9 protein-coding genes and 1 riboswitch are annotated in these 9,140 nt (G+C 53.5%); of the genes, 3 read left to right on the forward strand and 6 right to left on the reverse strand.

Translation table 11 applies throughout. The features are described from left to right. Positions 1-75 precede the first annotated feature (75 nt). The 5 genes from QOS10_RS08520 to QOS10_RS08540 all read right to left on the reverse strand — a co-directional run bounded on the left by QOS10_RS08520 (position 76) and on the right by QOS10_RS08540 (position 5,196). A complete protein-coding gene (locus tag QOS10_RS08520; RefSeq protein ID WP_283595047.1) occupies positions 76-2,064 on the reverse strand; it encodes a cation:proton antiporter in 1,989 nt (662 codons plus the stop codon). A 139-nt stretch (positions 2,065-2,203) separates the two neighbouring features. Continuing rightward, positions 2,204-2,542, reverse strand: coding sequence for a DUF4870 domain-containing protein (locus QOS10_RS08525; protein WP_283595049.1), 339 nt, complete (start codon positions 2,540-2,542; stop codon positions 2,204-2,206). A 38-nt stretch (positions 2,543-2,580) separates the two neighbouring features. After that, positions 2,581-3,234, reverse strand: a complete 654-nt coding sequence (locus tag QOS10_RS08530; protein WP_283595050.1) for an energy-coupling factor transporter transmembrane component T family protein — start codon at positions 3,232-3,234, stop codon at positions 2,581-2,583. Continuing rightward, positions 3,231-4,634, reverse strand: a complete 1,404-nt coding sequence (locus tag QOS10_RS08535) for an ATP-binding cassette domain-containing protein (protein WP_283595051.1) — start codon at positions 4,632-4,634, stop codon at positions 3,231-3,233. Before QOS10_RS08535 ends, QOS10_RS08530 begins: the two co-directional genes overlap by 4 nt. A 4-nt stretch (positions 4,635-4,638) precedes the next feature. Next, the gene (locus QOS10_RS08540) at positions 4,639-5,196 is read right to left on the reverse strand and encodes an ECF transporter S component (RefSeq protein WP_408621589.1); all 558 of its coding nucleotides are present in this window, start codon (positions 5,194-5,196) and stop codon (positions 4,639-4,641) included. An 89-nt stretch (positions 5,197-5,285) separates the two neighbouring features. After that, positions 5,286-5,375: riboswitch (TPP riboswitch) on the reverse strand. Positions 5,376-5,491: 116 nt separating this feature from the next. Here QOS10_RS08540 and QOS10_RS08545 point away from each other — a divergent pair. Together QOS10_RS08545 and QOS10_RS08550 are read left to right on the forward strand one after the other, a co-directional pair. Further along, a complete protein-coding gene (locus QOS10_RS08545) occupies positions 5,492-6,277 on the forward strand; it encodes a sulfite exporter TauE/SafE family protein (RefSeq protein WP_283595052.1) in 786 nt (261 codons plus the stop codon). 10 nt (positions 6,278-6,287) lie between these two features. Beyond that, positions 6,288-6,794 carry a TetR/AcrR family transcriptional regulator gene (locus QOS10_RS08550; protein WP_283595053.1) on the forward strand — a complete coding sequence of 169 codons (507 nt, stop codon included), beginning with the start codon at positions 6,288-6,290 and terminating at the stop codon, positions 6,792-6,794. A gap of 46 nt (positions 6,795-6,840) precedes the next feature. Here the strand turns inward: QOS10_RS08550 and QOS10_RS08555 are convergent, their stop codons facing one another. Then, entirely contained in the window at positions 6,841-7,803 is a 963-nt protein-coding gene (locus QOS10_RS08555; RefSeq protein WP_283595055.1) for a nucleoside hydrolase, read from the reverse strand. A gap of 175 nt (positions 7,804-7,978) precedes the next feature. Between QOS10_RS08555 and QOS10_RS08560 the strand changes: the two genes are divergently transcribed. Continuing rightward, the gene (locus QOS10_RS08560) at positions 7,979-8,977 is read left to right on the forward strand and encodes an NAD(P)/FAD-dependent oxidoreductase (RefSeq protein ID WP_283595056.1); all 999 of its coding nucleotides are present in this window, start codon (positions 7,979-7,981) and stop codon (positions 8,975-8,977) included. Positions 8,978-9,140: the final 163 nt, after the last annotated feature.

Here is a 9,140-nt window from a genome sequence, read left to right on the forward strand (position 1 = left end):
AAGAACCATTCAGAATTTCTTTGGAAATTCCGAATGGTTCTTTTATTTCAAGGGACTTTTGTCACAGCCCCTTTTTTAGTCTAAGGACTGGGAGTAGACCAGTTCGTCAGTTGAGATTTGTTCATTGAGGGCGTTGGCCAGCTCCTGGGAGAGCTTCCCGGCGGCGAGATGTTCCTGAACGAAGCTGTGTTCCCACTGGAAGGCCTCGATGGAGAGGTTGGTGATGAGGTCGGCATCGAGATCCTGGCCCCGGGTAAAGAGCTGTTTCTGCTGGAAGAAGACCCGCCCGACCATCACAACTTCATTGGCATTGGTGGTGTTTTCAATTGATTGGAGGTACTTGTCCACGTTTTCGTTGACGATGGCGAGGATCTTCAGGATAGCTTGACGCTGCTGCTTGATAATCTGCAATTTTCGATTATCCTCGTCAGCGGGATTGTCCACCGTATTGAGACGATGGGGATTAAGGTGGCGCTTGCGGAAGAGCTGCCACTTGATCCGGTGCCAGAAGAGGCGGGCGAACTCGGTGAAGTTATGTTCGGGCGTCCGGCAGATTGAGCGGCTGACAAAGTGGGCATATAGACTTGCTTCCCGTTCGCTAATGGTGCCATCGGCGGTCAGCTGGTCCAGGGTTTGCATTTCGACCTTGTGGGCCCGGTTCATCAGCTGGTTGAACCGCTGTTGGTTGAACTGGTGGTACTGATTCATCTGCGTACTGAGCTGGTCAATCACGATGGCCCGTTCCCGTGAATCCTCTGCCTGAGTCCGGAGCTGGTTGATGGCGAACTGAACCGTAGTGATGAGCTGCTGGCGGAATTCTTCCGGGGTGAAGCACTGTGACTTGGCCGGCAGGATCAGCGGGTAGGCAACGGCCCCGACCAGCAGGCTGATGAGGATTACGATCGCCGCAATCAGGATCATTGAGTTACGGAAGGTAAAGGTATGGTGATTGATCATTACCGGCAGCGAAAAGGCTAACGACAGGGTGATGGTTCCATGAATTCCCCCCAGCGCCATTAAAATACTGTCACGATTAAGCTGGTCGCTGGCCGAACCGATGTTGACCAGCTTGAAGCGGACCCAGCAGTACCGCAGGAAGGTCATGATTAGGTAGAGGAGTAATGAGATGCCAAACAGGCGGCCCAGGTTGGACAGGCTGGTACTTCTGAGGACTTGGGGGAGGAGAACACCTAAGAGGACAAAGACCAGGCCGTTTAAGGCGTCACTGATGATTGTCCAGGTCGTGGTAGTGGCCATCTGGACTTTGGTGGAGGTCAGCCGCATGCGGTCGTAGAGGATACTGTGGACAACCCCAGCGGCCACGACAGCCAGGATGCCGGAGAAGTGAAGCTCCTCGGCCAGCCAGTAGACAACAATCGGTGTCATGACATTAATGGGGATGACGATCGAGCCGATGTCGACGTGGGAGCGCATCAGCCGGACACGCAGATTGATCAGTAGGATGCCGAGAATCGCTCCAAAGATGATGCCGCCGAAGAAGACGTAGACAAAGATCCACAGGCCGTGGCCAATTGAGAAGTCCCCCGAGCGGTAAGCCGCCAGGGCCAGGTCGAGGAGGACAATCCCGGAAGCATCATTGAAGAGCGACTCGTACTCCAAGGCCCCGTTGACGTTCTCGGGAACCGACATGCTGGTGGTGATCGACTTGACCGCCACCGCATCCGTTGGGGTGATGATCGCGGCCAGCATGAAGGCCAGAGCGAACGAGAAGGTCTTTGGCATGGTCAGGTGCAGGACCGTCCCGGCGATGATAACCGTTATCAGGGACAGGGTCACCGCAATTGAAAGGATCGGGCGGATGTTACGGGAGAGTGAGAAAAATGATTGATTCTGCCCGTCGTTAAACATCAATGGCGCGATGACCACCATCATGAATATTTCCGGATGCAGGGTAAAATTCGTTGCTGTGGTTGGCAGACTGGCGAGCAGGACCCCGGCAATAATTTGGTAGATCGAGAGCGGGATCTTGGGGTAGATCAGGTGAATAACGTTGGCCACGACGACCGTAGTCAACAGCAGGATGATCCCCAATAGTAAATCCAATGAAAACACCACCTTAAAAGATTCAAAATTATAGCTAGTAGACTGCGTCATTCTAGCATTGAAAACACAATTTGGGCAATATGATTCAAAAAATCGGGGCAGACGAATTACTTCGTCGGCCTCGATTCTTTGAATATAGTTATTCCCGGCCCAGCAGCATCTTAACTGCCATAGCGATGTTGTAGATGAACAACAACAGAGCGATCAGCAGGGCAAAGGTCAGCAGGATTCCAAACAGGGCGCCGGCATGGAAGGTTGCCTGGTACAAGGAGGCAATGCTCATGGTGAGGATCGCGAAGATAACGTAGAGCAAAGGGAAAAGCTGTGACCAAAAGGCCTTGCGCGCGTTTTTGCTGATAGTCGGGTCGTCGCTTGCCCGGGCAACGATCCAGACGATGAGTGGGAAGATCACCGGCAGAAATAAGATACTGAGGTAGGAAAGGGCGTTAACGATTCGGGTTGTTGTGTTACTCTGCATATTAACCATCCTTTTTTAATTTAATTATGCCTGATCACTTAGGGGAGCGCAACGATAAGAAGCTGGAGGGTGAACACCAGAATGAAGAAGATTAGCCAGTCGCGGCGAGTCAGCGGAACGCGGTGAGCGCTGGTCCGCGACTGGCCCTCCACAAAGCCGTGGCTCTCCATGGCTTGGGCCATCTGATCCGCCCACTGACTAGCGGCTAGAATTGCCTTGAAGTAGAGCCGCGGTGACCACCAGTGGAGGGTGATCCCCCGCATCTGCCCCGCAATCCGGATGAGCCGGACTTCCTGCGCAATCCGGGGAAAAAGGTTGAGGGCGGCCAGAATACCGTAGGCAAACTTGCTCGGGAGGTGGCAATTTTGTTCGAGTGACCGCACCAGTAGAAGGGCACTAGTGGTGCAGCTGACGGCCGACCCGGTCAAGACATAGACATAGAGCCGGGTTACCAGGACCCAGGCGAAGTAGACGTTGTGGCCGGGACTGAAGAAGGCGATAGTGACGAAGATCGCCAGCGCCGGCACCAGGGTAATGACGATCAGCCAGGCCAGCCGTTGCCAACGGACCCGGCGGTAAATCAGGTAGGCTAGCGCCAGAATGATGATCACCACATTACTGTAGAGGTGACTGGTGAAGGTCACTTCAAGGGTAATGATGAGGACCAAAAATAGTTTTAAGCTGGGATTCATGCCTGCACCCCCTCATAGGTCAGCTTCCCGGCACTCAGGTGAAGGTGGTAGTCCACCAGCTGGTCGAGCCCTGTCAACTGGTGACTGATGATCAGGATGGTTTGGGGCAGGGCCTGCTGACAGCGCTTGATCAGATTGAAGACGGTTGTCAGCGAATCACGATCGAGACCGGCAAAAGGTTCGTCGAGCAACAGCACCGGGTGCCCGATCATCAGCATGACCAGTAGTTGCAACTTCTTGCGCTGTCCGCCACTGAGTGAGTACACCACCCGGTCCTCCATTTCCGCCAAACCGAAGTCGCGAAGCACGTCCGTCAATCGGTCGTTAGTGAGGAGGGGCTGTCGCTGGTGATGGGCACTGAGGGTTAGCTCTTCACCTACGGTAACGTTGAGAAACTGTTCGTTAGCCTGCTGGAAGACTAGACCAACTTGGTAGTGATATTTCCCGGGTGATATTTTTTGAATATTTTTCTGGAGATAGTCAATTTCACCCTGGTAGGGGATCAGCCGAGTGAGGGCCTTGAAAAAAGTGGATTTACCCGTTCCGTTAGCTCCCGTCAATAGGGTGATCTTATTTTTCACGATTGCCAGATCGGGGATGGTAATTAGGCGGTGCTCCCCACGGTCAATTTTGACCTGTTTAAGGTTGATAATTGTCGGTGCCTTTACTGGCGGAAGGGCTACGTGAAGCGGTGCCCCGGCGGCCTCATCCGCTTGGCCAATCAAACTTTTCCCCTGCTCTGGTGAAAGGGCCGCTAATTTTCCGGCCGCAAACTGGAAGACGTGGGGGCTGAGGGCAGTGTAACCGTGACAGTCGTGGTCGGTGACTATGATCGTGCGCCCCGGCTGGGCAGCTTGCCACCGTCCCAGTTGCTTAATCAAAAATTGGCGATTAGCCTCATCAATTGCGGCAAAGGGCTCGTCTAAGAGGAGCAAGTCGGGGTGCATGGCCACAACCACTGCCAGGGCGATCCTTTGCTGCTGACCGCCGGAGAGGGTGGTGATTGTTTGATCGAGCAGGTCGCTGATCTGGCAAAAGGCGCTGGCTTCTTGAATCCGGGCTTGAATCTGCGCGGCGGCCACTTGACAATTCTCAAGGGTGAATTCGAGCTCGTGTCGTGGGGTGTCCATGGCAAACTGCATGGCCGGATCCTGAAAGAGCATTCCCATCCGGATGGGGTGACGGTTGATCGTTGCCCGTCTAATCTGGCCAGCAGTTACCTGTCCGCCATACTTCGGCAGCAGTCCGGCGATCAGCCTGAGCAGGGTGGATTTTCCGCAGCCAGAAGGACCGGTAATCAGGGAAACCTCACCGCAACCAACGGTCATATCCAGGTTGCGGATGACGGACCGCTGGTGTTCGAATTGAAAGCTGAGTTGTTCAACACTGATAGCCTCCATTGGCCTACCTCCGAATAACATGGGCACGTTCAAGCATGTTGATGATCAGCTTGTTCAATACCCCGGTAAAGAAGAAGATGGAGATGAGGCGGACGATGATCATGACCACCAGCATCTGACCGGCAAAGTGGCTATAACCGTTGCGGAACCAGTCCCAGGCAAAGGTGACGATGGTCGTCATGATGGTTACCATGATGATGGTCAGCCAGTTATAAATCCGGTATCCGGTTAAGGTGAAACCCAGTTCGGTTCCCACCCCCTGGACGGCACCGGAGATCAGGGTAGCGGCTCCCCACTGATCACCAAGGAACATCTCAACAGCGGCCCCTAAGAACTCGCCGAGGAATGAAGCCCCGGGAAGCCGGAACATGAAGCCGGCGAGCGGTCCCGCCATGCACCAGATACCCATGGTAATATCATTGGCCATGGGGCCGTAACCTACCGGGGTCAGTAGGAGGGTAAGACCATTGTAGAGGAACCCCGCCGCATAGTAGATTACCCCGAAAATAATGCCGATGAGGGCGAGCAGGATGATGTCGCGCAAGTGAAAAACTTTCTTCATAATAGAGATACTCCTTAAAATAAATTGGATGAGGGCAAATAAAAAGCCCACAATGAAAGACATCATGGGATACGGATAGTTCTATTCAACGAAATTTTACCGAATCTTCCTCCGCTGGTATTAGCCAGGTCAGGTTCAATGGGTATTATCTCAGCCGGATGGCACCCCAGACATCGTATTAATCCTACCACTTATGATACATAAATCGCCCTTGAATTTCAAATGGTGAAAGGGCGTGCAGAAATTTGGCGGAACAGGTACAATGAAAATTGATTAAAAACAAAGGTCGAGGAAAATGTCTGAATTAGTTTCAATTGTCTTATTGATTGTTATCGGGATCCTGGCAGGGATCACCAGTGCTGCCGCTGGCCTGGCCTCGCTGGTTTCGTACCCGTCGCTTTTGGCGATGGGCCTCTCACCGGTGATGGCCAACGTTACCAGCTGTTTTTCAACCGTGGCCAGCGGGTATAGCTCGGTCGTGGCCTCTGCGCGCGAGCTCCGCAATAACCGTAAACAGATGTGGATCATGATTCCCGTAGTCCTGACCGGGGCAATCATCGGGGCCCTCCTGCTCTTTGCTTTGCCCGGCAAGTGGTTCCAGGACCTGGTGCCGGTCTGCATCGGCCTGGCAGGGATCATTCTGATGATGCCGCATAAGCCGTGCCAGGCCCACCCGGAGCTGATTCAGAACAGCCGGGCATCTGGCCGGTCTCGCCTGCACCGCTTCATGGCCTGGGTTGGAATCTTTATCGTGGGGATCTACTCCGGCTACTTCAATGCTGGGGCGGGAGTCATGATGCTGACCCTGCTGACGGTGGTCAACCGTGGGCAGACATTTGCGGTCAACAACGCCCTGAAGAACGTGGCCATGACGGCAACGAACACGATGGCGGCTATTATCTTCGCTATTGAGGCCACCATTCGCTGGCACTATGTTCTGCCGTTGTTCATCGGGAACATCATCGGCGGAATCCTGGGGCCGATTATCGTCCGCCACCTGCCCGGTCGGCTGATGCAGATCATTGTTGGCGCCGGGGCGCTGATCCTGGCGGTATCACTGGTCATTAAAAATATGATATGAGGTTAAAATAATGTCAAGTCGTACCTTTCAAAACCTGAACGATGAGAAAAAGCAACGGATCACCGCGGCCCTGCTGACTGAATTTAGTCAGCATAACCTGCCGGATGCCGAGGTGGCCCGGATTATCAAGCAGGCCAAGATCTCCCGGGGCGCATTCTACAAGTACTTTACGGACCTTGCAGATGCCTACCTATACCTGTTTACAGTGGTGATGGCCAAGATCCATGCACCGATTACTGACCGGGGCGATCACTTAACCGCCGAGGACTATTACCAGATGGTCGCCAAGTTTGTCGACCGGGTTCATACCAGTCCTTACTATGCCTGTATTCGTCGCCACTTTCTGACTAATGAAGGGGTCCTGCCGGAACGGCAAACGGCGGAACCGCGCAATGAAACCGAATGGGCGGTAATGACGCTTTGCCATGCCACCATCAATGAGTGCCTCCAGGATCCTGCCAGGCGGGGTGCGGCCTTGACCAGGCTGAAGCACACCCTGGAAAAAATCCTGAGCTAAAAAAAGCTGCCGACGATCAATTTGATCGTTGGCAGCTTGCTTTTTTCTAGTGTTCTTTGAACAGGTTCGTCAGGTGGTTCATGAAGACCTTCAGGTAACGTTCCTTGTCTACGTTGATGGCAACCTTAACGTTCGGGTTCGGGTCGTTCAGCTTGGAGTTGTCACCGATGATTCGCGCGTAGTATGGGCCTTCTTCGTAGACACACTTAACGAAGAGACTCAACGTGGTGACGAAGGATGGGTCGATGCCGACACCGACAGCCAGTGGGTCGTGGATGGCACAACCGTTCTTGTCGATGTCCAAGTTGTAGTAGGCATCGATGTAGAAGTCGGTGATGTCAGCGTAGGCCTTACCAGCCTTGGTGCCCAGGTTACGCCACTGCTGGGTTTCCTTCTTGGTCAGCAGGGTCCGTAGGGTAACGTCCAGGCCCACCATCGTCAGCGGCAGGTCAGAGGTCAGTACCTCGTTAGCCGCTTTTGGATCTTGATTAATGTTGGCTTCGGCAACTGGGGTAACGTTCCCCTCAACCGTCAGAGCACCACCCATGAAGGTAACATTGCCGATCAGGTGGGCAATTTCAGGGTCCTTCTTAAGAGCGGCAGCCAGGTTGGTCATCGGGCCAGTTGGGATGATGATCAGGTCCTTGCCGTACTTGTGAGCGGCATCGATGTAGAAGTCAACACCAGACTCTTCTTCAACGCTCCGGCTTGGAGCAGGCAGTTGCACTTCCCCGATCCCGTTGTTTCCGTGAATGTCCTTGGAAACCTGCATAACATCGAAGTGGTCCGTGGTGCTTGAGTGTGGCAAGCCCTTGAATACTGGAATATCAGTGTGACCTAACAGTTCCAATAGCTTCAGACTGTTTTCGGCACAGACATCGAGCAGGTTGTTACCATAGGAGCTGACGATCCCGATCAGGTCAACTTCTGGGTCGGCCAGGGCATAGGCGATTGCCAAAGCGTCATCGACACCGGTATCCAGATCAAGAATCATTTTTCGTTTAGCCATATTAGTCCCTCCAAGATTAACTAAAATTTACTATCTACCTTTTCTATAATAAATTAGTTTTTTGTTAAACACAATAGGCAAAGCAGTAAATATGGTAGCGCTTTATTAAAATTTTAATTATCTAAGAAAATGTTATAATGGTTAAACAAAAAACAAGAAAGCGAGGTCCGTATTAATGACGGAAGAAAGCTATGATGTAACGATTATCGGTGGCGGTCCGGCTGGGATGTTCGCCGCCTTCTATTGCGGCCTGCACGAACTGCACGCACAGCTGATCGAAAGCCTGCCGCAGCTAGGCGGACAGGTGGCAGCATTGTATCCTGAGAAGCAGATCTGGGATGTCGCTGGCCTGGCAGGCGTCACCGGACAGGAACTTGTTGATCGCCTGAAGGACCAGCTGACCGTGGCTCCGATCGACCAGTTTTTAAACGAGACTGTCGATGATGTCGTCAAGGAAGATGACGGTACCTTCACCATCAAGACGGCGCAGCGGATCTCCCACTCCAAGGCGGTTATCATTGCCTTGGGGAACGGGGCCTTTACCCCGCGGCGACTGGTGCTTGATGGTGCCGACCAGCTTGAAGGCCGCCAGCTGCATTACTTTGTCAGCCACAAGGACGACTTTGCCGGCCAGCGGGTAGCGGTGCTGGGCGGCGGTGACTCGGCCATCGATATTGCATTGATGCTGGAGCCAGTGGCTAAGGACGTCTACCTGATCCACCGGCGGAACCAGTTCCGCGGTCTGGAACACACCGTCAGCAAGCTGAAGCAGTCGACGGTGCACCTGGTGACGCCCTATCTGCCGAAGAGCCTGGCGACGGCTGGGGATGCGGTCACCATTGGGCTGAAGAAGATGCGCAGCGATGAGGAAGACCAGCTGACCGTTGATCAGCTGGTGGTTAACTATGGCTTCACCGCCAACAATGCGGCCCTGACCAAGTGGTCGCTGGACCTGGCTAGCGAACGCCACCTCCTGAAGGTGGACAGCAGTATGCAGACCAGCGTTCCGGGCGTTTACGCCATCGGGGATGGGGTGACCTACCCGGGCAAGACAGCCTTGATTGCGACGGCCTTCGGGGAAGCGCCAACCGCGGTCACCGCCTTAGCCAAGCAGCTTTATCCTGACAAGCGGCTGGCGGTTCACAGTTCCTCAATGAATATTAAACGTAAATAGACTAAAAGCCCACTGAGAGGTGTGAATTCTTCATTCATTCGCATCTCTAGTGGGCTTTTATTTAATGAAGATTGGCCGGAAATCCCGTGACTTTAGTCATGGGATGGATAGGCCCCTTCCTACGCCTCGTTAGAGGCGTTTTTATTTTGGATCATGATACTTC

The sequence above is a fragment of the Limosilactobacillus galli genome (assembly GCF_947381495.1).
Classification (GTDB): Bacteria; Bacillota; Bacilli; order Lactobacillales; family Lactobacillaceae; genus Limosilactobacillus; species Limosilactobacillus galli.